Source organism: Pseudomonas sp. LBUM1668 (genome assembly GCF_059695715.1).
This window is the reverse complement of the sequence record NZ_CP166787.1, coordinates 1,498,507-1,524,245: the sequence shown is the minus strand read 5'-3', so window position 1 is coordinate 1,524,245 and position 25,739 is coordinate 1,498,507. Positions and strand designations below refer to the sequence as shown.

At 59.4% G+C, this 25,739-nt stretch carries 23 protein-coding genes; 8 read left to right on the top strand and 15 right to left on the bottom strand.

Features of this window, described 5'->3' with window-relative positions:
* Positions 1-46 precede the first annotated feature (46 nt).
* Together hrpA and aceK are read right to left on the bottom strand one after the other, a co-directional pair.
* The gene (gene hrpA / locus ACA061_RS06830; RefSeq protein ID WP_497300928.1) at positions 47-3,964 is read right to left on the bottom strand and encodes an ATP-dependent RNA helicase HrpA; all 3,918 of its coding nucleotides are present in this window, start codon (positions 3,962-3,964) and stop codon (positions 47-49) included.
* A gap of 172 nt (positions 3,965-4,136) precedes the next feature.
* Positions 4,137-5,858, bottom strand: a complete 1,722-nt coding sequence (aceK, locus tag ACA061_RS06825) for a bifunctional isocitrate dehydrogenase kinase/phosphatase (RefSeq protein ID WP_150617683.1) — start codon at positions 5,856-5,858, stop codon at positions 4,137-4,139.
* Between the two features lie 214 nt (positions 5,859-6,072).
* Here aceK and ACA061_RS06820 point away from each other — a divergent pair, with 214 nt between their 5' ends.
* Entirely contained in the window at positions 6,073-6,966 is an 894-nt protein-coding gene (locus ACA061_RS06820) for a DMT family transporter (protein WP_150594348.1), read from the top strand.
* An 83-nt stretch (positions 6,967-7,049) separates the two neighbouring features.
* On the opposite strand, the gene ACA061_RS06815 is transcribed toward ACA061_RS06820, so the two are convergent.
* The 3 genes from ACA061_RS06815 to cysK form a co-directional block, all read right to left on the bottom strand.
* Entirely contained in the window at positions 7,050-7,913 is an 864-nt protein-coding gene (locus ACA061_RS06815; protein ID WP_497300925.1) for a DMT family transporter, read from the bottom strand.
* Between the two features lie 628 nt (positions 7,914-8,541).
* Positions 8,542-9,480 (bottom strand): aspartyl/asparaginyl beta-hydroxylase domain-containing protein, encoded by a 939-nt coding sequence (locus ACA061_RS06810; protein ID WP_497300923.1) that lies wholly within the window; start codon positions 9,478-9,480, stop codon positions 8,542-8,544.
* A 249-nt stretch (positions 9,481-9,729) separates the two neighbouring features.
* On the bottom strand, positions 9,730-10,704 hold the full coding sequence (gene cysK, locus ACA061_RS06805) for a cysteine synthase A (RefSeq protein WP_042558111.1): 975 nt from the start codon (positions 10,702-10,704) through the stop codon (positions 9,730-9,732).
* Between the two features lie 128 nt (positions 10,705-10,832).
* Between cysK and ACA061_RS06800 the strand changes: the two genes are divergently transcribed.
* Positions 10,833-11,909, top strand: a complete 1,077-nt coding sequence (locus ACA061_RS06800) for a DUF748 domain-containing protein (protein ID WP_497300921.1) — start codon at positions 10,833-10,835, stop codon at positions 11,907-11,909.
* Here ACA061_RS06800 and ACA061_RS06795 read toward each other — a convergent pair.
* Together ACA061_RS06795 and ACA061_RS06790 are read right to left on the bottom strand one after the other, a co-directional pair.
* Positions 11,906-12,403: a helix-turn-helix domain-containing protein gene (locus ACA061_RS06795; protein WP_497300919.1), complete on the bottom strand. Its 498-nt coding sequence runs from the start codon at positions 12,401-12,403 to the stop codon at positions 11,906-11,908. The two genes, ACA061_RS06800 and ACA061_RS06795, sit on opposite strands and share 4 nt — an antisense overlap.
* A complete protein-coding gene (locus tag ACA061_RS06790; protein WP_497300917.1) occupies positions 12,391-12,621 on the bottom strand; it encodes a DUF4160 domain-containing protein in 231 nt (76 codons plus the stop codon). Before ACA061_RS06790 ends, ACA061_RS06795 begins: the two co-directional genes overlap by 13 nt.
* Before the next feature lie 202 nt (positions 12,622-12,823).
* Between ACA061_RS06790 and ACA061_RS06785 the strand changes: the two genes are divergently transcribed.
* Positions 12,824-13,669: an AAA family ATPase gene (locus ACA061_RS06785; RefSeq protein WP_042558109.1), complete on the top strand. Its 846-nt coding sequence runs from the start codon at positions 12,824-12,826 to the stop codon at positions 13,667-13,669.
* A 17-nt stretch (positions 13,670-13,686) separates the two neighbouring features.
* Entirely contained in the window at positions 13,687-14,865 is a 1,179-nt protein-coding gene (locus ACA061_RS06780; RefSeq protein ID WP_497300915.1) for a vWA domain-containing protein, read from the top strand.
* An 88-nt stretch (positions 14,866-14,953) separates the two neighbouring features.
* On the opposite strand, the gene ACA061_RS06775 is transcribed toward ACA061_RS06780, so the two are convergent.
* From ACA061_RS06775 to ACA061_RS06760, 4 genes are all read right to left on the bottom strand, one after another.
* On the bottom strand, positions 14,954-15,871 hold the full coding sequence (locus tag ACA061_RS06775) for a 5-oxoprolinase subunit C family protein (RefSeq protein ID WP_497300913.1): 918 nt from the start codon (positions 15,869-15,871) through the stop codon (positions 14,954-14,956).
* Entirely contained in the window at positions 15,868-16,572 is a 705-nt protein-coding gene (gene pxpB, locus ACA061_RS06770) for a 5-oxoprolinase subunit PxpB (RefSeq protein WP_497300911.1), read from the bottom strand. The genes ACA061_RS06775 and pxpB overlap by 4 nt, the downstream gene beginning before the upstream one ends.
* Complete coding sequence (locus ACA061_RS06765; protein WP_210553745.1) at positions 16,569-17,321, bottom strand: 5-oxoprolinase subunit PxpA; 753 nt, start codon at positions 17,319-17,321, stop codon at positions 16,569-16,571. The genes pxpB and ACA061_RS06765 overlap by 4 nt, the downstream gene beginning before the upstream one ends.
* A gap of 75 nt (positions 17,322-17,396) precedes the next feature.
* Positions 17,397-18,683, bottom strand: coding sequence for an MFS transporter (locus ACA061_RS06760; RefSeq protein ID WP_150617676.1), 1,287 nt, complete (start codon positions 18,681-18,683; stop codon positions 17,397-17,399).
* Positions 18,684-18,842: 159 nt separating this feature from the next.
* Between ACA061_RS06760 and ACA061_RS06755 the strand changes: the two genes are divergently transcribed.
* Entirely contained in the window at positions 18,843-19,757 is a 915-nt protein-coding gene (locus ACA061_RS06755) for a LysR family transcriptional regulator (protein ID WP_150603022.1), read from the top strand.
* A 93-nt stretch (positions 19,758-19,850) separates the two neighbouring features.
* Here the strand turns inward: ACA061_RS06755 and ACA061_RS06750 are convergent, their stop codons facing one another.
* From ACA061_RS06750 to ACA061_RS06740, 3 genes are read right to left on the bottom strand one after another with little or no spacing between them, the layout of a single operon-like run.
* Positions 19,851-20,393, bottom strand: a complete 543-nt coding sequence (locus ACA061_RS06750; RefSeq protein ID WP_115147718.1) for a DUF2937 family protein — start codon at positions 20,391-20,393, stop codon at positions 19,851-19,853.
* A 13-nt stretch (positions 20,394-20,406) separates the two neighbouring features.
* Positions 20,407-21,183 (bottom strand): class II glutamine amidotransferase, encoded by a 777-nt coding sequence (locus ACA061_RS06745; protein ID WP_042558101.1) that lies wholly within the window; start codon positions 21,181-21,183, stop codon positions 20,407-20,409.
* Between the two features lie 16 nt (positions 21,184-21,199).
* Positions 21,200-21,697, bottom strand: a complete 498-nt coding sequence (locus tag ACA061_RS06740) for an MFS transporter (protein ID WP_210700895.1) — start codon at positions 21,695-21,697, stop codon at positions 21,200-21,202.
* Between the two features lie 237 nt (positions 21,698-21,934).
* Here ACA061_RS06740 and ACA061_RS06735 point away from each other — a divergent pair, with 237 nt between their 5' ends.
* Positions 21,935-23,989, top strand: coding sequence for a S9 family peptidase (locus tag ACA061_RS06735; RefSeq protein WP_497300907.1), 2,055 nt, complete (start codon positions 21,935-21,937; stop codon positions 23,987-23,989).
* A gap of 199 nt (positions 23,990-24,188) precedes the next feature.
* A complete protein-coding gene (locus ACA061_RS06730; protein WP_150603026.1) occupies positions 24,189-24,662 on the top strand; it encodes a cyclic nucleotide-binding domain-containing protein in 474 nt (157 codons plus the stop codon).
* On the opposite strand, the gene ACA061_RS06725 is transcribed toward ACA061_RS06730, so the two are convergent.
* Positions 24,659-24,943, bottom strand: a complete 285-nt coding sequence (locus ACA061_RS06725; protein WP_210553749.1) for a hypothetical protein — start codon at positions 24,941-24,943, stop codon at positions 24,659-24,661. The two genes, ACA061_RS06730 and ACA061_RS06725, sit on opposite strands and share 4 nt — an antisense overlap.
* Positions 24,944-25,022: 79 nt before the next feature.
* Between ACA061_RS06725 and ACA061_RS06720 the strand changes: the two genes are divergently transcribed.
* A complete protein-coding gene (locus ACA061_RS06720; RefSeq protein ID WP_042558095.1) occupies positions 25,023-25,709 on the top strand; it encodes a spermidine synthase in 687 nt (228 codons plus the stop codon).
* The last annotated feature ends 30 nt before the right edge of the window (positions 25,710-25,739 follow it).

Here is a 25,739-nt window from a genome sequence, read left to right as displayed (position 1 = left end):
GATCGCAGCCTGCGGCAGCTCCTACAGGATTATTGCCAGGCGCACATCAGGGTTCTACCTGAGTCCACTGCTTATTGAGGCGCTTGTCGGAGATCGGCACTTTCGTCCCAAGCTGCTGGGCGAACAGCGAAACCCGATATTCCTCCAGCCACCAGCGGTACAGCTCAAGCTGCGGATCGCGTTTGCCTTCCTGGGCGTGTTTGGCGGCGCGAGTCTGGTATTGCGCCCAGAGGCCAGCGAGTTCGCCGCTCCAGACCCGATCCTTCTGCACCTGCGCGCCGAGTTTCTCGAAACGCTGCTCGACCGCTTTCAGGTAACGCGGCAATTCCTTGAGCCACTGCATCGGCGTTTCCCGGACAAAACCCGGATAGACCAGATGACTGATCTGCTGCTTGATGTCATTGAGCGCCACGGCTTGGGCGAGGTCGATCTTGCCCTTGAAGCGCTTTTGCAGACCGTGCCAGATCTTCAGGATCTCCAGCGTCAGCCGCGCCACACGCTCGGCGTGTTCAGTCCAGCTCCCGCGCTTGCGCTCGGCCAATGCCGCCAGCCCTGCGCCGTCACGCGGCAACGGGTCTTCGCCCTCCAGAATGCAGCTGTCGAGGCTGGCCAGCAAAATGTCTTCGACCAAGGCATCGACCCGACCCAGATCGCGGTAGAGTAAACCCAGTTCGGTCTGCCCCGGCAACTTGCCGCGCAGGAACTTGGCCGGCTCGGCCAATTGCTGCATCAACAGACGCTGCAACGCACGACGATGCTGGAACTCGGCTTCGGCCGGCGTCGAGAATCGTCCTTCCTTGACCGTACCGCCCTCTTCCACCAGCGCCGGATACACCGTCATCGACAACCCGGCGATCTTCTGCTGAGTCTTTTCCGCCACCGGGGCAAAGACTTTCGCCTCCACCGGCTGCTGACTTTTAGCGCTCTGCGGCACGGCCAGTGCGGCCTGACTGGCTTCTGCAAAACGCGCGGTCAGCTCGGCCAGATCGCGTCCTTCGCCAAGAAACTTGCCTTGGCCGTCAACGATTTCCAGGTTCATCCGCAGATGTCCTTCGACCCCTTGCTCAGCCTCTGCCCACGCCTCATCGCTGACCCGTGCGCCGGTCATGCGCAACAGCTCACGGCCCAGAGCTTGCGGCAGCGAACCTTCGGCGAAGGTCATGCGTTGCAACGCAGCCTTGATGAAGTCCGGCACCGGCACGAAGTTCTTGCGCAGCGCTTTGGGCAGGTTACGCACGAGGGCGATGCACTTGGCCTCGATCAACCCCGGCACCAGCCATTCCAGACGCTCCGGCGGCAACATCGGCAACAGCGGAGCCGGCACCCGCAAGGTCACGCCGTCACGCGGGTGATTGGGTTCGAAGTGATAGGTCAGGGCCAGTTCCAGATCGCCGATGTGCAGGGTGTCCGGGTAATCCCGTGCGGTGACTTCACTGGCCTCGCGAGCCAGTACGTCTTCTTCGCGCATGATCAACAGCTGCGGATCTTTCTGACTGTGGATGCGATACCAACTGTCGAAGGTCGCGGTCTGGTGAATCTCTGCCGGCAGGCGCGCGTCGTAGAAGGCGTACAAGGTTTCTTCGTCGGCGAGAATGTCGCGACGACGGGCCTTGGCTTCGAGTTCGTCGAGCTGTTCCAGCAGCTTCTGGTTGGCAGACAGACACTTGGCTCTGGATTGAATCTCGCCGCGCACCAGACCTTCACGGATAAACAATTCACGCGAGACCACCGGATCGACCGGGCCGTAATGCACCGGCCGGCGGCCGACCACGATCAGGCCGAACAGGGTGATCTGCTCGAACGCCACGACCTGGCCGCGCTTCTTTTCCCAGTGCGGTTCGAAGTGGTTTTTCTTGATCAGATGCCCGGCCAGCGGCTCGATCCAGTCGGCGTCGATCTTCGCCACCATCCGCGCGTAAAGCTTGGTGGTTTCCACCAGTTCGGCGGTCATCAGCCATTGCGGGCGCTTCTTGCCGATGCCTGACGACGGATGAATCCAGAAGCGTCGCTGACGGGCGCCGAGGTAATCGCCGTCCTCGGTTTTCTGGCCGATCTGGCTGAGCAGCCCCACCAGCACCGCTTTGTGCAGTTTCTGATAATCCGCCGGCTCTTTGTTCAGGCTCAACTGCATGTCGCGGCAGATCAGGCTCAACTGGCGATGGGAATCGCGCCACTCGCGCAAACGCAGATAGTTAAGGAAATTCTTCCGACACCAGTTACGCAGCGGGCTGGCCGTCAGCGCCTGGCGCTGCTCTTCAAAACCGCGCCAAAGATTGACCAGCCCGGCGAAGTCCGAGTCGATGTCCTTCCATTGCGCGTGGGCCTGATCGGCGGCTTGCTGACGCTCCGGCGGACGCTCGCGCGGGTCCTGAATCGACATGGCACTGGCGACGATCAGCACTTCCTGCAGACTGCCGAGTTTGGCCGCTTCGAGCAGCATGCGACCCATGCGCGGGTCCACCGGCAGGCGCGCCAATTGGCGGCCGAGCGGGGTCAACTGGCTGTTGCGATCGACCGCCGAGAGTTCTTGCAGCAGATTGAAACCGTCGCTGATCGCTTTGCCATCCGGCGGCTCGATGAACGGGAACGCGGTGATTTCGCCGAGGCGCAGATGGAGCATCTGCAAAATCACCGCGGCGAGGTTGGTGCGCAGAATTTCCGGATCGGTAAATTCCGGGCGGCCGATGAAATCTTCTTCGCTGTAGAGGCGGATGCAAATACCCGGCTCGACCCGGCCACAGCGACCTTTACGCTGGTTGGCACTGGCCTGGGAAATCGCTTCGATCGGCAAGCGCTGGACCTTGGCGCGATAGCTGTAGCGGCTGATGCGCGCGGTGCCGCTGTCGATCACGTAACGGATGCCTGGCACGGTCAGCGAGGTTTCGGCGACGTTGGTCGCCAGCACCACACGACGCCCCGGGTGCGACTGGAAAATCCGCTGCTGCTCGGCCGGTGAAAGGCGCGCGTACAGCGGCAGAATTTCGGTGTGCTTGATCTGCGCCTTGCGCAGCATATCGGCGGCGTCGCGAATCTCCCGTTCGCCGGGCAGGAACACCAAAACATCACCGGGGCTGCGGCGTTCGCTGCGCTCGTAAGCGGCGATTTCGTCGAGGGTGGCGAGGATCGCCTGATCCACGGTCAGGTCATCTTCGACACGGTTGCCCTCTTCGTCCTGCTCCAGGGTCAGCGGGCGATACCAGGTGTCCACCGGGAAGGTGCGGCCGGAGACTTCAACAATCGGCGCATCGTCGAAGTGCTTGGAGAAACGTTCCAGATCGATGGTTGCCGAAGTGATGATGACTTTCAGATCCGGGCGACGCGGCAGCAGGGTTTTCAGGTAACCGAGCAGAAAGTCGATGTTGAGGCTGCGTTCGTGGGCTTCGTCGACGATGATCGTGTCGTAGCGCTCGAGGTAGCGGTCGTTCTGGGTTTCCGCCAGCAGGATGCCGTCGGTCATCAGTTTGATCAGGGTGTTGGAGTCGCTCTGATCTTCGAAACGCACCTGATAGCCGACCAGCGAACCGAGCGGCGTGCCGAGTTCTTCGGCGACGCGGCTGGCGACGCTGCGCGCAGCGATCCGGCGCGGCTGGGTGTGGCCGATCAGACCGTGTTGCCCACGTCCGATTTCCAGGCAGATTTTCGGCAACTGGGTGGTCTTGCCCGACCCGGTTTCACCCGCGATGATCAGGACCTGATGCTGCTCCAGCGCCTTTTTGATTTCGTCACGCTTGGCCGCAATCGGCAGGCTGTCGTCGTAACGAATGACCGGCAGGCTGGCCTTGCGCGCCAGCACCTGATCACAAGACGCCTGCATGCGCGTCACCCATTGAGCCAGCTTGGCCTCATCGGGATTCTTGCGCAGCTCAAGCAACTGCCGCCGCAGCCGGTGGCGGTGGCGGTCGGCGAGCATGGCGTGATCGAGGTTTTTCAACAGTTTGTCGATGGAGGGCGATTCGTCGGTCATCGGGTACGCAATTCGGTCATGTAGTGGCGCAAGGACGCAATTGTCGCAGATTTACCCTCGATTGACCTGCTTCCCCTGTAGGAGCTGCCGCAGGCTGCGATCTTTTGACTTTGTTTTATAAAGGCAAGATCAAAAGATCGCAGCCTGCGGCAGCTCCTACAGGGGTGGTGAGTTATTCGTTATCGAGGCCTTTACGCCGATACGGGAAAACATCAATCACTTTGCCGGCGCGAATCGCCTCTTGCAGGCTCTTCCAGTAATCGGCGTTATACAACTCGCCATGCAACTGATCGAACAACTTGCGCTGCCCCGAATCAGCAAACAGAAACGGCGGAAACTCCTCGGGAAACACATCCAGCGGCCCGATCGAATACCACGGCTCCGAGGCCATTTCATCCTCGGGCGTACGCGGTTGCGGGATGTGGCGGAAGTTGGCTTCGGTCAGGAAACAGATTTCGTCGTAGTCATAAAACACCACCCGCCCGTGACGGGTGACGCCGAAGTTCTTCAACAACATGTCGCCGGGAAAGATGTTCGCCGCCGCCAGTTGCTTGATCGCGAGCCCGTAATCTTCCAGCGCTTCATGCACCTGCGCATCGTTGGCATTTTCCAGATAAAGGTTGAGCGGGGTCATCCGCCGTTCCGTCCAGCAGTGGCGGATCAGCACAGTGTCGCCTTCCACCGACACCGTGGACGGCGCAACCTCCAGTAATTCCTCGAGGCACGCCGGCTCGAATTTGCTCAGCGGAAAACGGAAATCGGCGAATTCCTGGGTATCGGCCATGCGCCCTACCCGGTCGACGCTTTTCACCAGTCGATACTTCTCGATCACCGTGGCACGGTCGACGTTTTTCGACGGTGAAAACCGGTCTTTGATGATCTTGAATACGGTGTTGAAGCCCGGCAGGGTAAACACGCTCATGACCATGCCTCGCACGCCCGGCGCCATGATGAACTGGTCATCGGTGTTGGCCAGGTGATTGATCAGCGCCCGATAGAACTCGGACTTGCCGTGCTTGTAAAAGCCAATCGAGGTATACAACTCGGCGATGTGTTTGCCCGGCAAAATCCGCCGCAGAAAACCGATGAACTCGGCCGGCACCGGCACATCGACCATGAAATACGAGCGGGTGAAAGAGAAGATGATCGACACATCGGCTTCGTCGGTAATCAGCGCATCAATCTGAATCCCGCGCCCTTCGCGGTGCAGCAGCGGAATCACCAGCGGCCATTGCTCGTCGCGGGTGTAAATGCGCCCGACCAGGTACGCGCCCTTGTTGCGGTACAGCACCGAGGAAAACAGCTCGACGCTCAGTTCCGGGTCTTTGCACACCCAGTCCGGCAGGTTTTCACGCAACTGCGCTTCGAGGCGGCGCAGGTCACCGGGCAAATCAGCGTAATCCTCGCTGAAACGGTAGTCGGCAAAAATGCTCGCCAGCATCCCCGACAATTGCCCTTGCGGCTTGTACGTGCGGGTTTGTGCAGCCCGCGCACGGCGCAGGCTTGGGCGGGTGGTGTGGATGAACATGCAGCCGTCGCTGATCAGGTCATGGCTGAACAGTCCGCAGAAAATCGAGTTGTACCAGGTCTCGGACAGTTCATCGTCGAAGCGCAGGTCGATGACGCTGATGTAGGCGCTTTTCACCAGCGGCCAGCAGCTGACATTCATCAGTGTTTCGTCGTCGAAGTATTCGCGCAGTCGGGCGATGGTTTCGCCGACTTTTTCCTCATAGAGGTTGATTCGCGCCGCTGACGCAGTCTGCGTCTCCTGCCAGCGCGCCTGCTCGAAACGCTCCCGGGCACCGTCGGTGATGCGGCGGAAATGCTCGCGGTAATCATCAAAGCCATCGAGGATCATGCGGGCGATGTCGGTGGCGGGCCATTGCTGCGGCATAGATGAAACCTCTGCGTGCATTCGTGAAGGCTTGAGCTTAGCCACGGAACCGGCATGAGGAGAAGTGCAATTTCGGCCAAAACCGAAGCGCAGACGTACGGCGTGGCATTTTTTGTCAGGCATTCCTGCCGGGGAAATTTAAATGCCCGATTAGCGGTTGCCATCGTCAGGAGGCTCGGCAACACTCTCGTCCCGATCAAGCAAGGAGCCCGCCGTGAGCCCTGTCGATATTTTCCGTATGTTGTCGCTGGCTGCCATCTGGGGCGCGAGTTTTCTGTTCATGCGCATTATTGCGCCAGTGATCGGCACCATTCCGACGGCGTTTTTTCGGGTATCGATCGCTGCCGTCGGTCTGCTGGTGATCCTCGGGCTGATGCGCATCAGCTGGGATTTTAAGGGCAAGCTGAAAACCGTGATGCTGCTCGGCGTGATCAACTCGGGGATACCGGCGACGCTGTATTCGGTTGCAGCTCAAGTGCTGCCAGCCGGTTATTCGGCGATCTTCAACGCCACCACGCCCTTGATGGGCGTATTGATCGGCGGGTTGTTCTTCAGCGAGAAACTCACTGCGGCCAAACTGGCGGGCGTGTTTCTCGGATTGTTCGGTGTCGGCGTGCTGACGCGCGCCGGTCCCGTGGCCTTCGATATGCAATTGCTGCTGGGCGCCCTCGCCTGCCTGCTCGCGACCACTTGTTATGGTTTTGCCGGATTCCTCGCGCGGCGCTGGCTGGATCAGGCCGGCGGGTTGGACAGTCGTCTGTCAGCCGTGGGCAGCATGCTCGGCGCGACACTGTTCCTGTTGCCGCTGTTCGGTTACAGCGTGGTGACTCAACCGCCGGCGAGTTGGGGTGGCTGGAATGTCTGGCTGTCGCTGCTCGGTTTGGGCCTGGGCTGCACGGCGTTTGCCTACATTATTTACTTCCGCCTGCTCAGCTCCATCGGCCCGGTCAAATCGATGACCGTGACCTTCATGATTCCGCCGTTCGGAGTGTTGTGGGGCGCGTTGTTGCTGGATGAGCCGTTGTCGATGGCTCACGTGTACGGCGGGGTGTTGATTGCGTTGGCGTTGTGGCTGGTGTTGAAGCCGGCGGTGGTGAAAAAACTGTAGGTGCCGTCGCTGGCTGCGATCTTTTGACTTTAAACATCAGGATCAAAAGATCGCAGCCTGCGGCAACTCCTACAGGGGTCGCGTCATTGGTTTTTGCGGAACACGAATGCCAACCCGACAATGATCAACAGCATCCCCAGCACGCTCAATGCCGCCAGGCGATTACCGAAAATCAGGTAATCCATCACCGCTGTCACCGCTGGCACCAGATAGAACAGACTGGTGACATTCACCAGATTGCCCCGCGCGATCAAGCGATACAGCAGCAGCGTCGCCAGCACCGACACTACCAGCCCCATCCACAACACCGGCACGATGAAACCCGCGCTGTGTTCGAAATGAAACGGCTGGAACGGCACGAAGATCCCGCATAACAACAGCCCGGCCAGGTATTGCACCGGCAGCGTGCCGAGGGGATTGTCGGTGATGCGTTTCTGCATGATCGAGCCCAGGGTCATGCTCGCCAGCGCCAACAAACCAAAGAGCATCCCGGCCCACGACATGCCGGCCAGACCGATGCCCTGGTAAACCACCATGACCAGTCCCGCCAAGCCAAGCGCCAGCCCGAACAGCCGGCTCGCCGAGCGCTGCCGTTCCATCAATACCACCGTCAGAATCGGCTGCACGCCCATGATGGTCGCCATCACACCCGGGGTGATTCTGGTGTTCAGGGCCAGCAGATAGAAAATCTGATAAGCCCCCAACAACACTACGCCCGTGGCGATCGCAAACAGCATCGGCCTGCCGCCCTTGGGCAGTTTCAGTTTCAGCAATGGAATCAGCAGCACCAGCCCGCACAGGGCGATGGCAAAGCGAATAAACAGGAAGGCAAAGGGTGACGCGTGGGCCAGGCCCCATTTGGAGAAGATCGCCCCGCTGCTCCACAGCAGAACGAACAGGCTCGTGGACGCCGCCGCGAGCGCGGATTTTTTTGAAAGGACAAACATGAATACCACCTGTAGTCAGGCAAATAGCCAACTCAGCCGAAGCTGAAATTCAGTAGGTTTTTCAGGCGGGCACGGGGGTCAGCAAAAAATGCCGATCAGCCCGAAACGCCAACGCCCGGCGGTGGCGGCGCAACTGCGCGCACCGGCGTGCTACTGACAGGTGGGGGGGTAATGACTGATCTGCCTTGGCTGCTGATTCCCGCACGGCACGACGCCAGCGTTGACCGCTGAATCGACTACCGCGTTGATGTGGGATGCAGGCATTTTGGCTGATCTTCTTGGGATGGGGTGGTGAGTCGTGCGGCTCACGAGCGCCGACTATAACCAGCGCGGCACATCGATTGCAATGATTTGGACAAAGGGTCAGCAGCGACATGCGGGAACAAGCTGTGTTCAATTAACGATCAATGCAGGAAGCAAAATGAGCAAATCGACGAAGAAGCCTTCACCCGAAAAGATCGATCCGGTGAGGTAGCGCTGACCGCCAGCCAACAGCGTCTCCTGCAATTACTTGTAGCAGGCACTGAAACCGAAGAGCCAACCTTACTGGCCGCTGGCCGCCTGTAAATTTTGCACAGGCATAAAAAACCGCTCACAAGGAGCGGTTTTTTTCATTCTGCATCCAGCATCAACCAAACAACCAATACCCGAGCAACGTCAGCACCACCACCGCCAGTACCGGGCGCATCACTCGGTAAGCCTTCGGATGACGGCGCTTCCACTGTTTGACCACGCCGCTGAATTTGTCGCTGAAGCGCTTGCTCCAGGCATAGGCCTGGTTGATCCCGCCGACGCGTTCGTCGTCGAGGTTTTGCGGTGCGGTCGCGCGGCCGAGCCAGCCGCTGATGAAGCGGTTGATGCGGGTCATCAGGCGATTGCTCAGCGGACGTTCGATGTCGCAGAACAGAATGACTCGGGTCTGCCTGGTTTCGTTCTTGACCCAGTGCACATAGGTCTCATCGAACATCACGTCTTCACCGTCGCGCCACGCATAGACCTGGCCGTCGACGAAGATCCGGCAATCATCGGAATTGGGCGTCGACAAGCCCAAATGATAACGCAGGGAACCGGCAAACGGATCGCGGTGCGGATTGAGGTGACTGCCACCGGGCAGCAGCGCAAACATCGCGCCTTTGACGTTTGGAATGGCACTGACCAAAGCCACGGTTTTCGGGCACAGGGTCTCGGCCGATGGCAGCGGTTTGTCGTACCACTTGAGATAGAAACGCTTCCAGCCCTTCTTGAAGAACGAGCCAAATCCAGCGTCGTTGTTCTTCTCGGCCGCGCGGATATAACCCTCGTCGAACAGGTGCATGGCCTCGTCGCGGATGGTTTCCCAGTTGTCGCGCAGTACGTCCAGCTCCGGAAACTTGCTGCGATCCAGATACGGCTTGGATGGCACGCTGGAGAACAGGTACATCAGGGCGTTGTACGGGGCGAACAGTGCCGAGTGGTTGACGAACTGGCGCAGCACCGGCAGGCGCGCTTTACCGCGCAGATGCACATAGAGGATGCTGCCGATAAACAGCAGCAGCACCGACACCTTGGCGGCTAACGAAAAGGTCATCAACAACTCCTTGAATAAAAACAACGCTGCACAATGCCCTTTACCCGGCATGGCAGCCGGCCATGATAAACACTACCGGCCTGAGGCAAAACCCGTTCAACCTAAAATTCAGTGTTAAGGATTGCGTAACAAAGCATTTATTAACATAAGGCTCCTGAACCTTGGCTGATCCAAATCAGACTTGCGCGACCAAGGTCACAAACAGGATCAAAAGATCGCTCGTAACCGGGCGATCTTTTACTTGCCTGGTTACTGCTGATTCTCCTGTTCGGTGAACAGATCGCTGAACAACATGCTCGACAGATAACGCTCACCCGAGTCCGGCAGGATCACCACGATAGTCTTGCCCTGCATTTCCGGCGTCTCCGCCAAACGAACCGCCACCGCCATCGCCGCGCCGCAAGAGATGCCGCACAAGATCCCTTCTTCCTGCATCAAACGCAGCGCCATGGCCTTTGACTCTTCGTCGGTGACCAGCTCGACGCGGTCGACCATCGACAAATCCAGATTCTTCGGCACAAAACCGGCACCGATGCCCTGAATCTTGTGCGGGCTCGGCTTGATCTCTTCACCGGCCAGCGCCTGGGTAATCACCGGCGAAGCCACAGGCTCCACCGCCACCGAAGTAATCGGTTTGCCCTGGGTATTCTTGATATACCGCGAAACGCCGGTAATGGTTCCGCCGGTACCAACACCAGCCACCAGCACGTCAACGGCGCCATCGGTGTCGTTCCAGATTTCCGGGCCGGTGGTTTTTTCATGGATGGCCGGGTTGGCCGGGTTATCGAACTGCGCCGGCATGAAGTATTTGTCGGCATCGCTGGCAACAATCTCCGACGCCTTCTCGATCGCGCCTTTCATGCCTTTGGCCGGTTCGGTCAACACCAGTTCGGCGCCCAGCGCTTTCAGAACCTTGCGGCGCTCGATACTCATCGACGCCGGCATGGTCAGCATCAACTTGTAGCCACGGGCTGCAGCCACGAAGGCCAGGCCAATGCCGGTGTTGCCCGACGTCGGCTCGACGATGGTCATGCCCGGCTTGAGTTTGCCGCTGCTTTCGGCGTCCCAGATCATGTTTGCGCCGATCCGGCACTTGACCGAATAACCGGGGTTGCGCCCCTCGATCTTGGCCAGGATGGTCACACCGCGTGGCGCGATACGGTTGATCTGCACCAACGGCGTATTGCCGATGGAATGGGCATTGTCAGCAAAGATACGGCTCATGGCTGGGTCCTTATGCAGCATTGAATTTAGCGCTCCAAGGTATGCCTGTTGCCCATCACAGTCCAGTCGGGTCGAACGTCTGTCGACGTGCGCAGTCAATCGCTTTATATCGTTCGGGAATCGCCACCATGAAGCGTCGTTACAGCTGGCCGTTGTGGGCCTTCGTCACCGTCATTGTGTTACTGGTCGCCTTGCACATCGCCCTGCCCTACCTGGTGCGCGACTATCTGAATGACAAACTGGCGGACATGGGTGATTACCGTGGCCAGGTGACCGACGTCGACCTGGCGCTGTGGCGCGGCGCCTACAAGATCAACGGCCTGAAAATCGTCAAAGTCGACGGCAAGGTGCCGGTGCCGTTCGTCAATGCACCGGTGATTGATCTCGCGGTGAGCTGGCACTCGCTGTGGTACGACCATGCGGTGGTGGGCGAAGTGCAGTTCTTCAATCCTGAAATCAACTTTGTCGACGGCGGCGCCAACAAACAGAATTCCCAGACCGGTCAAGGCACTGACTGGCGTGAGCAGTTGGGCAAACTCCTGCCGATTACGCTCAACGAAGTACGCATCAGCGACGGGAAAATCACTTTCCGCAACTTCAACTCCAAACCGCCGGTGAACATGAATGCAACCAACATCGATGCCAGCATCTATAACCTGACCAACGTGGTCGACACCGAAGGCAAACGTGATGCGCGTTTCGAGGGCAAAGCCTTGTTACTTGGCCATGCCCCTCTGGAAACCACGGCGACCTTTGATCCGCTGAGCAACTTCGAAGACTTCGAGTTTCGACTCCGTGCAAAAGACATCGAACTCAAGCGCATGAATGATTTCGCTTCTGCCTATGGCAAGTTCGATTTCAACGCCGGGCATGGCGACGTGGTGATTGAAGCAAAAGCCGAAAAAGCCAAAGTCACCGGTTACATCAAACCGCTGCTGCGCGACGTCGATGTGTTCGACTGGCAGCAAGACGTCGAGAACAAGAACAAAGGTCTGTTCCGCTCGGTTTGGGAAGCACTGGTCGGCGGTACCGAAACCGTGTTGAAGAATCAGGTCAAAAACCAGTTCGCTACCCGCGTACAACTTAGCGGTAATGTGCACCAGCAGAACATCAACGCATTCGAAGCGTTTTTGCAGATTTTGCGCAATGGATTTGTTCAGGCATTCAATGCCCGGTATGAGCGGCCGAAGCCGGATGAGGGTTAGGACTTACGGTTAACGACATATCGGCCGGACTCCTCCGCCGCCAGCGTTGACCCTCGCTGCAATGAATCCCAACCGAGACAGGCAAGCGCCAAAGAGCGCGGCACGGCTTCCCGTCCATTGCTGTAGCGACTGATGCTGCGGGCGCTGACACCCAGCGCCTCGGCAGCCTGATTCAACGATAATCCGGTACGCGCACGCCAACTGATGAAAATACGGGTGTTTTCGTCAGCTGCATTTTGCGCCAGGGCGTCCAGATACAACGTATCTGCGCCAATCTGGATATCCGGCTCCAGCCACTCAACGCACCAACCCTCATCAGCCAGCATGGCGGTCGAAAACACTTCTGCAGCGAGCAAGGGCTGCAGGCCCGGAAAGGTATGCAAATCATTGCTCAGATCGAGCATCAGTTGTTGACCATCTATAAAGGTCAGTGCCAAGTGGTAAGCGCTCAGTGCCTGAACCGCTGACAGTCGCGGCCGCTTCATGGGTAACATCGTTTCCAGTCCTCCAGCAATTGCACCTGATGGGCCGCGATCCACGCTTGTGCTTCTTTGATGATCAGCAGCGGCGCCTTGCCCATCATGACCTCGACGGTTTCCAGGCTAAGCATCACATCCACTCCGCCACCGGTCAGGTGGACATGGGGCGGGGGGTGATCCTTCTCGCGCAGCTGAATTCTGTATTTATCGCGAAATCTGTATTTGGTAGACATGCCGCGCAGCCTATCGCCAAATCGGCGATACCTGAATACTGGCCTTCGGCCGAGACCGAGTCAACATGTGACGCCCCATTCAGAGACTGAATAAGCCGTCTGCGTTCACAGTCGACCGGGCTGCGCGTTATAGTCGGGGCATCCGATTATTTCGCCCCCGCCCTGCCCGTTCAGGTCGGCGTTACCGTTCGAGGATTAGCAGATGAAGTTCGAAGGCACCCAGGCCTACGTCGCCACCGATGACCTGAAGCTGGCAGTCAACGCCGCCATCACCCTGGAGCGGCCGCTGCTGGTCAAGGGCGAGCCGGGCACCGGCAAAACCATGCTCGCCGAGCAACTGGCCGAATCGTTCAACGCCAAGTTGATCACCTGGCACATCAAGTCCACCACCAAGGCGCATCAGGGCCTGTACGAGTACGACGCGGTCAGCCGTCTGCGCGACTCGCAACTGGGCACGGAAAAAGTCCACGATGTGCGCAACTACCTGAAAAAAGGCAAGCTCTGGGAGGCTTTCGAGTCTGAAGAGCGGGTGATTCTGCTGATCGACGAGATCGACAAGGCCGACATCGAGTTCCCGAACGACCTGTTGCAAGAACTCGACAAGATGGAGTTCTACGTTTACGAAATCGACGAGACGATCAAGGCCAAAAAGCGCCCGATCATCATCATTACCTCCAACAACGAGAAAGAGTTGCCGGACGCGTTTCTGCGTCGCTGCTTCTTCCACTACATCGCCTTCCCCGACCGCACCACCCTGCAGAAAATCGTCGATGTGCATTACCCGGACATCAAGAAGGATCTGGTCAGCGAAGCGCTGGACGTGTTCTTCGACGTGCGCAAGGTGCCGGGCCTGAAGAAGAAGCCATCGACTTCGGAACTGGTCGACTGGCTGAAGCTGCTGATGGCCGACAACATCGGCGAAGCAGTGCTGCGTGAACGCGATCCGACCAAGGCGATTCCGCCGTTGGCAGGGGCCTTGGTCAAGAACGAACAGGACGTGCAACTGCTTGAGCGCCTGGCGTTCATGAGCCGTCGCGGCACCCGCTAAGCTAAGAGGCTGATGCCATGTTGCTCAACCTGTTCAACGAAATGCGTGCAGCCAAGGTGCCGGTGTCGGTGCGCGAGCTGCTCGACCTGATCAACGCGCTGAAACAGCGCGTTACCTTCGCCGACATGGACGAGTTCTACTACTTGTCGCGGGCGATTCTGGTGAAGGACGAACGGCATTTCGACAAGTTCGACCGTGCGTTCGGCGCTTACTTCAATGGCCTGGAAAAACTCGACGATCACCTGCAGGCGCTGATTCCCGAAGACTGGCTGCGCAAGGAGTTCGAGCGTTCGCTGAGCGATGAGGAACGTGCGCAAATCCAGTCCCTGGGTGGTCTGGACAAGCTGATCGAAGAATTCAAGAAGCGTCTGGAAGAACAGAAGGAACGTCACGCCGGCGGCAATAAATGGATCGGCACTGGTGGCACCAGTCCGTTCGGCTCCGGCGGGTTCAACCCGGAAGGCATTCGGGTCGGCGATGCCGGCAAGCGCCAGGGCAAAGCGGTAAAAGTCTGGGATCAGCGCGAATACAAAAACCTCGACGACTCGGTTGAACTGGGCACGCGCAACATCAAGGTTGCCCTGCGTCGCCTGCGTAAATTCGCCCGCCAAGGCGCCGCAGAAGAGCTGGATATCGACGGCACCATCGACCACACCGCCAAGGATGCCGGTCTGCTGAACATTCAGATGCGTCCGGAACGCCGCAACACGGTGAAGCTGTTGCTGCTGTTCGACATCGGCGGTTCGATGGATGCGCATGTGAAGATCTGCGAGGAACTGTTCTCGGCCTGCAAGACCGAGTTCAAGCATCTGGAGTATTTCTATTTCCACAACTTCGTGTACGAGTCGGTGTGGAAAAACAACATGCGCCGTACTTCCGAACGCACTTCAACCCAGGATCTGCTGCACAAGTACAGTGCCGACTACAAAGTGATCTTCATCGGCGATGCCGCCATGGCGCCTTATGAAATCACCCAGGCCGGCGGCAGCGTCGAGCACTGGAACGAAGAGCCGGGATACGTGTGGATGCAGCGGTTCATGGCGAAGTACAAAAAGCTCATCTGGATCAACCCGTATCCGAAAGATACGTGGGGGTATACCTCGTCGACCAATATCGTCAGGGATTTGATCGAGGATCAGATGTATCCGCTGACCCTTCGTGGGCTGGAAGAAGGGATGCGGTTTTTGTCCAAGTAAAAGCAAAAGATCGCAGCCTTCGGCAGCACCTACAGAGGAATCCGCGTTTCCCCTGTAGGAGCTGCCGAAGGCTGCGATCTTTTGATCTTCAACCAAGACGCTGCAAATACTCGACATGTTCGCGATGCGCAACTTCCTGCACCACCGGCCGCAACCGCACCTGCGCCCCCGGCAGGCGCTGCGCCAATCTCGCCAACGCCAACGGCGTCAACGCCCCCAGCCGCGGATAGCCGCCAATGGTCTGCCGATCATTGAGCAACACAATCGGCTGCCCGTCCGGTGGCACCTGCACCGCGCCCAGCGGAATGCCCTCGGAAATCATCGGCGATCCTTGATACTGCAACGCCTTGCCTAACAGGCGAATACCCATGCGATCGGCGCGACTGTCGAGCGTCCAGGCGCTGTTGAACACGTCAAACAGACTCTGCCCGCTGAACTGACCGATTTGCGCACCGAGCACCAGATCCAGCGGCTCATTCGAGCGCAGGTCCGGTTGCTGCTGATGCGTTACTTCGCGCAGTTGAGCGGCTTTGCCGTGATAGCTCAGCGTCGAGCCCTTGGCCAAGGGCAAGCCCATGCCATCGAGTCCGCCAAGTTCTTCGCGCACCACCGTTGCACTGCTGCCCAATACTTTTGGCGCGTCGAAACCACCGGGCGCCGCCAGATAAGCCCGGGCGCCGAGCAATGGCTGGGTGAACTGCAATGTCTGCCCTTTGCTCAATTTGAAACTGCGCCAAGGCGCCAACGCCTGGCCGTCGATCAGCGCCCCAAGATCAGCCCCGGCCAGCGCCAGCAAGCAGTTCTCTTCGGCCACCATCGCAAACCCGCCCAGGGTGATTTCGATCACCGGCACATCCAGTCCATTACCCAGCAACCAGTTGGCCCAACCCATCGAACACCAATCCGCCGCGCCGCCCTGAGTCACGCCCAGATGTCGCACCCCAAAGCGCCCGGCGTCCTGCAACAGGCACAGCGGTGTGCTGGTTTCAATCGTCATTCGGCTCATGCCAAGGCCTCCAGTGGCGTGTCATCACCGCCCAGGTTGATGAACTCGGCATGGCTCACCGCTTCGAACCGCACCGTGTCACCGGGCTGCATCAGGCTGTAGCCGTCACGATTGCGATCAAAGAGCTTCGTCGGGGTGCGCCCGATCAGGTTCCAGCCACCGGGCGATACGACGGGATAAGCGGCAGTTTGCCGCTCGGCAATACCAACGCTGCCAGCGGCGACTTTCTTGCGCGGGGTATTCAGACGCGGCGCTGCCAGAACGTCTTCGACCAACCCCATGAAAGCAAAACCCGGCGCAAAACCGAGGGCGAACACCTGGTATTCCCTGGCACTGTGGCGACGAATCACCTCCTCCACCGCCAGACCGCTGCGCTCGGCGAGCAAGCTCAGCTCGGGCCCGACACTCAGGTCGTACCAGACCGGCAACACATGGCACTGGCCGACAGTTCGCGCATCTGGCGACAGATTCATCAACGCCTCGGCGATCAATTCCCGCGCTTGCTTCGGACTCAACGACGTCAAATCGTAATGCACCATCAGCGTGGTGTAGGACGGCACCAGGTCAATCAGCTGCGCGCCGAACACTTCACGCAACCGCACGCTGGCCGCGAGCATCCACGGCATGTTGGACTCAGCGATTTCATCAAACAGGCGCAGCATCAAGCAATCCAGCGCCACCACTTCAATCCTTGGATTCATGGCGCGCTCTGCTGATTCAAGGCCTCACGGATGCGCTGCACGGCAGCCACCGAACTGGCGTTATCGCCGTGCACGCACAGGGTGTTGGCCTGCAAATGCAAGGCGCTGCCATCGCTGGCAGTGAGCGCATCACCACGAGCGATGATCAAGGCTTGCTCGATGATTTTTTGCGGGTCGTGATGCACAGCGCCCGGCTGGTGCCGTGAAACCAGTCGGCCGGCGCTGTCGTAGGCGCGGTCGGCGAAGGCTTCGAACCACAGGGTCACGCCGTACTCGTCACCGAGTTGCTGCGCCGCCGTATTGTCGCGGGTCGCCATGAGCATCAGCGGCAACGCGCGGTCGTAGGCGGCAACGGCCTGAATCACTGCGCGCAACTGCGCAGGGTTGGCCATCATGTCGTTGTACATCGCGCCATGGGGTTTGACGTAACTGACCCGCGCGCCCTGGGCTCGGCAGATGCCGTCGAGGGCGCCAATCTGGTAATGCAGGATGTCTTGCAACTCTTGCGCGGAATAGGCCATGGAGCGGCGACCGAATCCGACCAGATCCTGATACGCCGGGTGCGCGCCAATCTGCACGCCGTGGCTGAGCGCACGGCTGACTGTTTTACGCATGATGCCCGGATCGCCGGCATGGAAACCGCAGGCCACGTTGGCGCAATCGATGAAGGGCATGACTTCGTCATCCAGACCCATGGTCCAGCTGCCGAAGCTCTCGCCAATGTCGCAGTTCAATAACAGGCGGCTCACGGTAAACACTCCTGTAGCTCCTTGTCTTTCTATCCGTAGGACAAAGCCGTTGGGCAATGCCCCGCAGGTTATCAGTTACTGAGCATCCAGTTGCTTGCCGCGAGTTTCCGGCAGGCTCAACGCCGCAATAATCACCACGCCGTAAGACACCGCCGCAAAGGCACCAATGCCCACGCTCAATGGCACTTTCTGGCTGAGCAGGCCGATAAACAGCGGAAACAGTGCCGCCAGCGCCCGGCCGATGTTGTAGCAGAAACCTTGGCCTGAACCACGAATTCGCGTGGGGAACAGCTCAGTGAGGAACGCGCCCATGCCGCTGAAGATCCCCGAAGCAAAGAACCCCAGTGGGAAGCCCAGCCACAGCATCACGCCGTTGCTTACCGGCAATTGCGTGTACAGCAGAACAATGGTGAACGAACCGACGGCGAAGAGGATGAAGTTCTTTTTGCGGCCCAACAGGTCCGTCAGATAGGCGCTGATCACATAGCCGACATAAGAGCCGACGATGACCATCGCCAGATAACCACCCGTGCCGAGCACACTCAAGCCACGCTCGTTCTTCAGGAAGGTCGGCAGCCAGGATGTGATCGCGTAGTAGCCGCCCAGCGCACCGGTGGTCAGCAACGACGCACGAATTGTGGTGAAGAGCATGCCGGGGGCGAATATCTCGTAGAACTTCGCCTGATTTTCCGGAGTTTGCGCAGCTTTGGCCTCGCGATAGATCTCCGGGTCCTTTACCAGACGCCGCACGAAAATCACGAAAATCGCCGGCACGATGCCGAGGATGAACAGCGCCCGCCAGGCATCTTCCGGTGGCAATACCGAAAACAGCAGCGCATACAGAATCGCTGTCAGCCCCCAGCCCAGCGCCCAACCGGATTGCACCATGCCGACGGCTTTACCGCGATCCTTGGCGCGGATCACCTCGCCGATCAGCACCGCGCCTGCGGTCCATTCACCGCCGAAACCGAAGCCCATCAAGGTGCGGGCGATCAGCAGTTGTTCGTAGTTTTGCGCGAAGCCGCAGAGGAAGGTGAAGAAGGCAAACCACAACACGGTCAGTTGCAGCGTACGCACTCGACCGATCCGGTCGGAGAGAATGCCGGCGACCCAACCGCCGATGGCCGAGGCGATCAAGGTGCTGGTATGAATCAGCCCGGCTTCACCGGTCGTGATCCCCCACATCGCAATCAGGGTCGGCACGACGAAACTGAGCATCTGCGTGTCCATGCCGTCCAGACCGTAGCCGATCTTGCAGCTCCAGAACGTGCGGCGCTCCTGTTGGTTGATGTTGCGATACCAGTCGAACGGCCCCGGACGCGCCGATGGCTTGGGTAGATCGATAGTGTCGGGAGCACTCATGGCAAATCTCCGCAGGTTTTTTATTGGTCTTGTTCGCAGCCCCGACGACGCCTATCGTGGGAACCGGATGCGTCGATTTTTCGTCCCGTAGCCCTGCTGCGTCCAACGAATAAAAACCCGCCTTAGGCATAAGAAAAATTTGTCACCCGAGCCTTGCCCATGAACCTGAAGTTTCTCGAGACCTTTGTCTGGGTCGCCCGGCTGAAGAGTTTTCGTCTGACCGCCGACAAGCTGTTCACCACCCAGGCGTCGATTTCCAGCCGCATCGCGGTGCTTGAAGGCGAACTCGGTGTGAAGCTGTTTTTGCGTGATTCGCGTGGCGTGAGTCTGACGCCCGAAGGCTTGAAAGTGCTGGACTATGCCGAGCAGATGCTCGACACCATGCAAGCACTGAAGCAATCGATCGAGACTCGGTCGAGCAAAGTTGGCCGTGTGCGTATCGGTGTCATGGACACGGTGATTCACACGTGGCTGAGCCCGTTGGTGGCGCAGATGACCGAGCTGTATCCGCGAGTTGAAATCGAGCTGGTGGCGGATACGTCGCTCAATCTCTGCGATCAGCTGCAAAAAGGCTTTCTCGATCTGATCCTGCAAACCGATCTGGTACGCCATGAAAGCGTGCGCAGTCTGGAACTGGCCAGCCATCCGCTGGGCTGGATCGTCGCCAGCAATTCGATCTACAACCGCGACTACGCCGATCTCGCCGAACTGGCGCAGGAGCGGATCATCACCTACTCGAAAAACTCGCGACCGCATCAAGACATTCTGGCGCTGATGCAGGCCAGCGGCGTGTTGGCGCCGCGCTTGAACTGCGTGAATTCGGTGTCGGCGATTACCCGGTTGCTGCGTGACGGGTTTGGCATTGGTGCGCTGCCACCGGTGTTGGTGGCCGAGGAGCTGGCGCGCGGGGAATTGATTTTGCTCGGCATCGACAAGACGCCGCCGGCGTTGCAGGTGGTGGTGTCGTGGCGGGTGGGGGTTGAGTGGGTCGAGGAGATCGTGACGTTGTGTCAGCAGGTGTTGGCGGGGTATGCGCGCAAGGTGGGCACGGGTTACATCAAGCTGAATATTTAGAAGCAAAAGATCGCAGCCTTCGGCAGCTCCTACATGAGGGTATGCATTTCCCTGTAGGAGCTGTCGCAGGCTGCGATCTTTTGATCGTGGGCCTTAGAGGCCGCGCACGTCGCGGTCTTCGATCGGCCGGCTCTGGCGCAAGCGTCTGCCGCCCAGCACTACCCAGTCGATCAGACGGAACAGGCATTCGATGCCGAACGACAGCAGCAACGCCCCGCTCATGCCCCAGATCATGGCTTCCGGCGTCAGCAGAATCTGGTAGCTGTAGCCATTCCAGGTTTCCTTGCGAATATCCGGATCGGCGGCCAGCACCACTTGCAGGAAGCGGATGTACCAAGGGCCCTGCATCGCCTGAAATTGCTTATCCAGTGCAATCTGACGGTTGAGCATGGTGCTCAGGCTGTCGGCATCGCTGCGAAACACAGGGTCTTCACTGGCGCGGTAATGCGCGACCAGCGCCTGAATGTCTCCTTTGAAAAACTGCTCGGCAGTGCCCTGAAAGCCGCGCAGACCGGTCTGCGCCTCGATCAGATGCGCCTCGACGCGTTTCGCGTAATCGTTGATGAATCCCGGCACCTGGACACCGATCAACAGGCCCGCCGCAAACAACACCAGCCGTAGATAACTGAGCAACATGGGGTGCAAATCCTTATTCGGTCTTGCCTTGGCTGACGCATTCGCCGCGTCGCCACAGGCTCCATTGGCCCGGTTCGTAGCGGGTCCAGGTTTCGTTTTCGGTCAACGGTTCAGTCGCAATGACCGTCACCACATCGTTGGGTGTGGTTTCGGCCTGAAAATCGACGATCACGTCGACATCCTTGAGCCGCGCCGGACCGAACGGTGCGCGCCGGGTGATCTGTGCCAGTTTGGTCGTGCAATAGCAGAACAGCCAGTCGCCGTCGCTGAGCATGCAGTTGAATACGCCTTTGCTGCGGTATTCAGCACACGCAGCGACCAGATCCGGCAACAGCACTTCTATATCGACCGGTTCGGGAAATGCTGCACGCACGCGGTTGAGCAAATCGCAGAACGCCGCTTCGCTGTCGGTATCGCCAACCGGGCGGTAGAAACTTTTGATCGGGGTGAAGTCGGCGAGTTGGCCGTTGTGCGCGAAGCACCAGTTGCGTCCCCACAGTTCGCGGACGAACGGGTGAGTGTTGGACAGGCAGACCTTGCCGACATTGGCCTGACGGATGTGGCCAATGACCACTTCGCTCTTGATCGGATAGCGCTGGACCAGATTGGCAACTTCCGACTCGCAACTCGCCGCCGGGTCCTGGAACAGCCGCAGGCCACGGCCTTCATAGAACGCAATGCCCCAACCGTCGCGGTGCGGGCCGGTGCGCCCGCCGCGCTGCATCAGCCCGGTGAAGCTGAAGACGATATCGGTCGGCACGTTGGCACTCATGCCCAGTAATTCACACATGTGCGGACTCTCGGGATTACAGACGCGGCTCGACCCGCATGCGCTGCGGATTGTTCGGTACCGGCGGGCGGCCGTAGCGGTCGTCTCCGGCGGCGCCGAAGGGTTGATCATCGTCACGATCATCGGCGCGGGCTGCGGCTTTGGCAGCTTCAGCCTGTTCGCGGCGAGCTCTGGACGCGCGCTCGATCGGCAAGCGGATCAGCACGTAAATCAGGTAGATGCCGAAGGCGATCATGCCGTACATGAACAGATCGGAGACCGCCCGCCACGCGTTGTTGCCCACCTTGAACGCCAGATCCAGCGCAGTGATGGCGATGGCCGGGGCGACCATTTCCTTCACCGGATCAACGACAGTCGGGCTGAACAGCAACACTGCCATCAGTACACGAAGTGGTTCGCGCAACCAGCGCCACATCCAGCGGGTCAGGCGCATCCATACCAACAGGCAGCCTACAGCGGCAAAGCCGTAGAGGCCCCAGGCGATCAGATAGTCGTTCTCGGTCATGGTGTCCATGGCAAGGCAGGCAAAGAGGCGCTTATAGTAACGACTTTTCGCCCGCCAGGCTTGTCACAATGCCAGACGGCCAGCCGCATCCCCTGTGGGAGCCAGCCTGCTGGCGATGAGGCTGGTACATTCAACATTGATGTTGTCTGGCAGTCCGGCATCGCCAGCAGGCTGGCTCCCACAAGGTCAGCGGCGCGATCCAGAGTGGCGAAAACCCTAATTCCGTACATTGTCCGAGAGCCTTCCATGCCCCAATCCGCCAACGTCATCAGTGCCCCGATTGCCCGCAAGGCGGCCGGTGCCGACCCGTATGCCTGGCTGCAGGAACGCGACACCGACGCGGTGCTTGATTACCTCAAGGCTGAAAACGCCTATCAGGAAGCGCAAACCGCCGATCAGGCCGAGCTGCGCGAAACCCTGTTCGAAGAGATCAAGGGCCGCATCCTGGAAACCGATTTGTCCCTGCCCTCGCCGTGGGGGCCGTACCTTTATTACACGCGCACCACGGCGGGCGATGAATACGCTCGGCATTACCGTTGCCCGCGCCCGGCGGACGACAGCCTGACGCTCGACGAAAGCCGCGAACAGCTGCTGCTCGACCCGAACGCGCTGGCCAATGGCGGTTTCTTTTCGCTGGGGGCGTTCAGCATCAGCCCCGATCACCAGCGTCTGGCCTACAGCGTCGATGCCTCGGGCGATGAAATTTACACCCTGTTCGTCAAGGAACTGTCCAACGACAAGGTCAGCGAACTGGAATTCGAAGACTGCGATGGCAGCATGACGTGGGCCAACGACAGCCTGACGCTGTTTTTCGGCGCCCTCGACGACACTCATCGCCCGTACAAACTGTTCCGCTATCGCCTCGACGGCACCGCGGCCGAAGAGGTTTTCCACGAACCGGACGGGCGTTTTTTCCTGCACTGCTACCGCTCAAGCTCCGAGCAGCAATTGCTGCTGTCGCTGGGCAGCAAGACCACCAGCGAAGTCTGGGCGCTGGACGCCAATCAGCCGCACCTGCCGTTCACTTGTCTGGCGCCGCGGGTCGAAGACCATGAATACGATGTCGATCACGGCATGCTCGATGGCGCGTGGACGTGGTTCATCCGCACCAACCGCGACGGCATCAACTTCTCGCTGTATCAAGCGCCGGATACGGGTGTCGCGCCGAGCGAGGCCGACTGGCAGAACCTGATCGCGCACAGCGACACGGTGATGCTCGACGGCGTGACCCTCAACACCGAAGCCATGACCCTGAGCCTGCGCGAAGGTGGCTTGCCGATCATTGAAGTTCACCCACATGGCCTGACGCCTTATCGCGTGCAATTGCCGGACGCGGCCTACAGCCTCTACGTGCAAAACAGTCTGGAATTTGAAAGCGATCGCATTCGTCTGCGCTACGAGGCCTTGAATCGCCCCGCTCAGGTACGCCAACTGACTCTGGCGACGGGCGAGCAAACCGTCCTCAAGGAAACCCCGGTGCTCGGCCCGTTCGACGCCGACGCCTATGTCAGCCAACGCCTTTGGGCGACCGCGCCGGACGGCACGCAAGTGCCGATCAGTCTGGTGATGAAGCGTGAAATGGTCGGCAAACCGGTGCCGCTGTACCTCTACGGGTACGGCGCTTACGGTTCGAGCCTCGACCCGTGGTTCTCCCATGCCCGTTTGAGCCTGCTCGATCGCGGCATGGCCTTCGCCATCGCCCACGTGCGCGGCGGCGGTGAGCTGGGCGAAGCCTGGTATCGCGCCGGCAAGCAGGAACACAAACACAACACCTTCAGCGACTTCATCGCCTGCGCCGAGTTCTTGATCCTCAACGGCATCACCACTGCGCCGCAGCTGGCGATCAGCGGTGGCAGCGCCGGCGGTTTGCTGATTGGCGCGGTGCTTAACCAGCGGCCGGATCTGTTTGGTGTGGCGATTGCCGAAGTGCCTTTCGTCGACGTACTCAACACAATGCTCGACCCGGAGCTGCCGCTGACCGTCACTGAATACGACGAGTGGGGCAATCCCGAAGACCTGGACGTCTATGAGCGGATCAAGGCCTATGCGCCGTACGAAAACGTCAGCGCGCAGGATTATCCCGCAACGCTGGTCATCGCCGGCTACAACGACAGCCGCGTGCAGTACTGGGAAGCGGCCAAGTGGGTGGCCAGGCTGCGGGCGACAAAAACCGACGACAACGTTCTCCTGCTCAAGACCGAATTGGGCGCTGGGCATGGCGGGATGAGCGGGCGATATCAGGGATTACGTGACGTAGCCCTCGAATATGCATTTGTTTTCAAGGTTCTGGGGCTTGCCTGAGGAACTCCATCGGTCACTTGGGTCTTAACTCAAGACCCAAAGGGCCGATACACCACAAATCCAATGTAGGAGCTGCCGAAGGCTGCGATCTCTCGATCTTGTTTTTTAACAGGCAAGATCAAAAGATCGCAGCCTGCGGCAGCTCCTACAGGGTTTATATAGCGCCTGAAACCGAGAAAACAATAAAGACAGTAATGACATGTCAGAACCAACCTTACTGAACAACGAAATCCGCGACTGGCTGATGGACTGCGGCCTGTTCGATCAATTGGCGCTGGCGGACTTTGCCGCAGCATCCGGCTACTTCAGCATCAGTACCGTGGCTGAGGGCGAGGCGATTTTCCGCGAAGGCGATGCCGGCAGCTTCATGTGCATTCTTCACACCGGCCAGGTCGCCGTGCAAAAAACCGGGCCCGACGGCCAGGTCATTACCATGGCCACGCTACGCAGCGGCCGGGCATTCGGTGAAATGGCCGTGCTCGATGGCGAGCGACGCTCGGCGACGTGCATCGCGGCGAGCAATTGTCAGTTGCTCAACCTGGGCAAGGATTCGCTGGAAAAAATGCTCAACGACGCACCGAAGATCGCCGCCAAGATCATCCGCGCCCTCGCCGTCTCGCTGTCCAAACGCCTGCGCATGGCCGATGGCCAACTGGCGGCGCAGCAGATTTAACCGCCCGGGGTTTTCGCTTTGGTGCCGGTCGGCTCGATGCCTGGCACCGGTTGATCCTTGATCGGCGGGCTGGGCATTTCAATCGGCACCAGCGGTGGGCTGCCACTGCCGGCTCCCGATTTGGGAATGTTGATCGGTGTGATCTGCGGGTATGGCGTTGGCGTTGCGGTGCCGGGCGAGCCGGGTTGCGGCGCCGGGCTGATCGGAATGGCCTGCTGCGCCTGCGCCGCAGTAATCGCGAGCGCGGCCAGGGCAATGACCGTTAGAATGGTGCGCTTCATCAAGGGCTCCGTTTGGCCTTAGTCTGCGCTCAGGCTACTCCCAACGGGCCTGCTTGCCTTCCCCCTTGTAGAGATTTCCATGAAACGTTTTGTTCTGCTCGACACCACCCCGATCCCTGAAAGCGGCGGTGCCCTGTGCCTGTTCGAGTATGGCGAGGATTTTGTCATCAAGATCCAGGGCGGCGACGGCGGGCAATTGATGAACACGCGCATGCACGGCTCTGAAGATGCCTTGGCCGAGATCCCTTGCCGCAAGGTCGCCGGGCGTCCGGATTCGCGGGTGCTGATCGGTGGCCTGGGCATGGGTTTCACCCTCGCCTCTGCGCTCAAGCATCTGGGCAAAACCGCCGAAGTCGTGGTCGCTGAACTGGTCCCGGGCGTGGTCGAGTGGAACCGTGGCCCGCTCGGAGAAAAATCCGGCCGCCCGCTGCTCGATCCGCGCACGGTGATCCGCCAGGAAGACGTTGCCAATGTGCTGCAAAGCGAGCCGAACGGTTTCGACGCGATCATGCTCGACGTCGACAACGGCCCTGAAGGCCTGACCCAGAAGGCCAACAGTTGGTTGTACTCCGCCGCCGGACTGAACGCCTGCGCCAAGGCCTTGCGCCCCAAAGGCGTACTTGCCGTATGGTCGGCCAGCGCCGATCGGCAGTTTTCCGACAAGTTGAAGAAGGCCGGTTTCAAGGCCGAAGAAGTGCAGGTCTTCGCCCACGGCAACAAAGGCACGCGCCACACCATCTGGATTGCCGAGAAGCTCAAGGGCTGAGCTAAACTGCGAACATAACCGTCTTTAGTC

Excerpts from the sequence above, each read along its gene's own strand:
- hrpA (WP_497300928.1), bottom strand. The coding sequence starts at position 3,964 with ATGACCGACGAATCGCCCTCCATCGACAAACTGTTGAAAAACCTCGAT.
- aceK (WP_150617683.1), bottom strand. The coding sequence starts at position 5,858 with ATGCCGCAGCAATGGCCCGCCACCGACATCGCCCGCATGATCCTCGAT.
- ACA061_RS06815 (WP_497300925.1), bottom strand. The coding sequence starts at position 7,913 with ATGTTTGTCCTTTCAAAAAAATCCGCGCTCGCGGCGGCGTCCACGAGC.
- ACA061_RS06810 (WP_497300923.1), bottom strand. The coding sequence starts at position 9,480 with ATGACCTTTTCGTTAGCCGCCAAGGTGTCGGTGCTGCTGCTGTTTATC.
- cysK (WP_042558111.1), bottom strand. The coding sequence starts at position 10,704 with ATGAGCCGTATCTTTGCTGACAATGCCCATTCCATCGGCAATACGCCG.
- ACA061_RS06800 (WP_497300921.1), top strand. The coding sequence starts at position 10,833 with ATGAAGCGTCGTTACAGCTGGCCGTTGTGGGCCTTCGTCACCGTCATT.
- ACA061_RS06795 (WP_497300919.1), bottom strand. The coding sequence starts at position 12,403 with ATGTTACCCATGAAGCGGCCGCGACTGTCAGCGGTTCAGGCACTGAGC.
- ACA061_RS06790 (WP_497300917.1), bottom strand. The coding sequence starts at position 12,621 with ATGTCTACCAAATACAGATTTCGCGATAAATACAGAATTCAGCTGCGC.
- ACA061_RS06785 (WP_042558109.1), top strand. The coding sequence starts at position 12,824 with ATGAAGTTCGAAGGCACCCAGGCCTACGTCGCCACCGATGACCTGAAG.
- ACA061_RS06780 (WP_497300915.1), top strand. The coding sequence starts at position 13,687 with ATGTTGCTCAACCTGTTCAACGAAATGCGTGCAGCCAAGGTGCCGGTG.
- ACA061_RS06775 (WP_497300913.1), bottom strand. The coding sequence starts at position 15,871 with ATGAGCCGAATGACGATTGAAACCAGCACACCGCTGTGCCTGTTGCAG.
- pxpB (WP_497300911.1), bottom strand. The coding sequence starts at position 16,572 with ATGAATCCAAGGATTGAAGTGGTGGCGCTGGATTGCTTGATGCTGCGC.
- ACA061_RS06760 (WP_150617676.1), bottom strand. The coding sequence starts at position 18,683 with ATGAGTGCTCCCGACACTATCGATCTACCCAAGCCATCGGCGCGTCCG.
- ACA061_RS06755 (WP_150603022.1), top strand. The coding sequence starts at position 18,843 with ATGAACCTGAAGTTTCTCGAGACCTTTGTCTGGGTCGCCCGGCTGAAG.
- ACA061_RS06750 (WP_115147718.1), bottom strand. The coding sequence starts at position 20,393 with ATGTTGCTCAGTTATCTACGGCTGGTGTTGTTTGCGGCGGGCCTGTTG.
- ACA061_RS06745 (WP_042558101.1), bottom strand. The coding sequence starts at position 21,183 with ATGTGTGAATTACTGGGCATGAGTGCCAACGTGCCGACCGATATCGTC.
- ACA061_RS06740 (WP_210700895.1), bottom strand. The coding sequence starts at position 21,697 with ATGGACACCATGACCGAGAACGACTATCTGATCGCCTGGGGCCTCTAC.
- ACA061_RS06735 (WP_497300907.1), top strand. The coding sequence starts at position 21,935 with ATGCCCCAATCCGCCAACGTCATCAGTGCCCCGATTGCCCGCAAGGCG.
- ACA061_RS06730 (WP_150603026.1), top strand. The coding sequence starts at position 24,189 with ATGTCAGAACCAACCTTACTGAACAACGAAATCCGCGACTGGCTGATG.
- ACA061_RS06725 (WP_210553749.1), bottom strand. The coding sequence starts at position 24,943 with ATGAAGCGCACCATTCTAACGGTCATTGCCCTGGCCGCGCTCGCGATT.
- ACA061_RS06720 (WP_042558095.1), top strand. The coding sequence starts at position 25,023 with ATGAAACGTTTTGTTCTGCTCGACACCACCCCGATCCCTGAAAGCGGC.